Genomic DNA, 1,306 nt, shown 5'->3' on the forward strand with positions numbered 1-1,306 from the left:
CGCCGACGACCTGCCGTCGGTAGACGCCGAGGACGAGTCCGTGTGTGAACACGACCTGCCAGGTGAGCAGGGGGAACACCGCCTCGAACTGCGAGTTCAGCGGACGGAAGTCCGGGTTGACCGCCTGGTAGACGTACAGCGCCCAGCTGACGATGAGGAGCGCCCACCAGAAGCCACGCCGGATCACCCACATGAACACCGGGATGAACAGGCTGAGCACCACGAACAGCCCCATGATGTTGAACGGCCACGGGCCCATCTCGAGCAGCAGGAACTGCCGGATCGCGAACCACGGTGGCGGGTAGGCCAGCAGCTGCATCGCGTTCGGGTAGAGGTCGTACACCCGGCCCTCGGCGCCGACGCCCCCGGTGCCGGTCCCCCGGTCGGTGAAGGTCGTGATCGCATCGGTGTTGAGGAACGGCACGAAGCTCAGCGCGAAGACGACCAGGATCACCACGAGCGTCACGAGGTACTGCTTGCGCGCCCGCTTCCACGCGCCGACCGCCGCCGCCCACTCGCCGAACTTCTTGATGGCGAACGGGTAGGTCATGCCGAGGACCATGCCGGACAGGAACACGAACATCTCGGCGCCGGTGATCGCTCCGACCGCGTGCAGCGTGATGTACGAGTACGGTCCGCCGATCTCGATGTGGGTGATGACGACGGCGAGGATGATGAACCCGCGGAACAGGTCGAGCCGGAGGTCGCGCCCGGGCTTGCCGTCGTCGGGGTACCGCCAACTCGGGACGAGCCGGCCGAACAGCCCGCTGAGCAGGAACACCGCGGCGAGGCCGACCGCCAACCACACGATCCAGGCCATCTGGTCGCCACCGGTGTCGTACTGCTGGTTCGTCGCCGCGGCGCCGTCCTGCGGCGTGACCCGTTCGGTGACGGGGCCGAACACGAAGTCCCCGGCGCGCTCGAGGTCGGTCCGGAACGACCCGGCGATGCCCGGGACCGCCGTGTCGCGCCAGTCTGCGACCCGGTTGCCCGCCTCGGGCTCGCGTCGGTTCGTCTCGAGGAACGTGATCCCCTCGACGAGCGGCTTGTCCTGCACCGCCGCGATGACCTGACGCCACCAGCCCTGCTTGACCGTGAGCTCCGCGTCACCCCGCAGCGAGTGGTCGTAGAGCGCGCCGGTGTCGAGGAGCATCGGCAGGTCGCGACCCTTCGCGAACCGGTCGTAGAAGGTGCCCTCCGTCACGGGCTGCTCGTAGCCCCAGGTCTCGTCGAACCGGGCTTCGACCTCACCGGACTCCGGGGCGTCGTTCCGGGTGAGCGGGACGTCGCGGCCGGCGGCCTCGGT

Annotated in this window: 1 protein-coding gene; it reads right to left on the reverse strand. The window is 68.8% G+C overall.

Annotation, left to right across the window (positions count from 1 at the left end; genetic code table 11):
• On the reverse strand, positions 1–1,306 hold a 1,306-nt coding region (gene opgC / locus NS184_RS16285), incomplete at both ends, for an OpgC domain-containing protein (RefSeq protein ID WP_193750519.1).

It is taken from the genome of Curtobacterium luteum (assembly GCF_001475545.1).
Taxonomy (GTDB): Bacteria; Actinomycetota; Actinomycetes; order Actinomycetales; family Microbacteriaceae; genus Curtobacterium; species Curtobacterium luteum_A.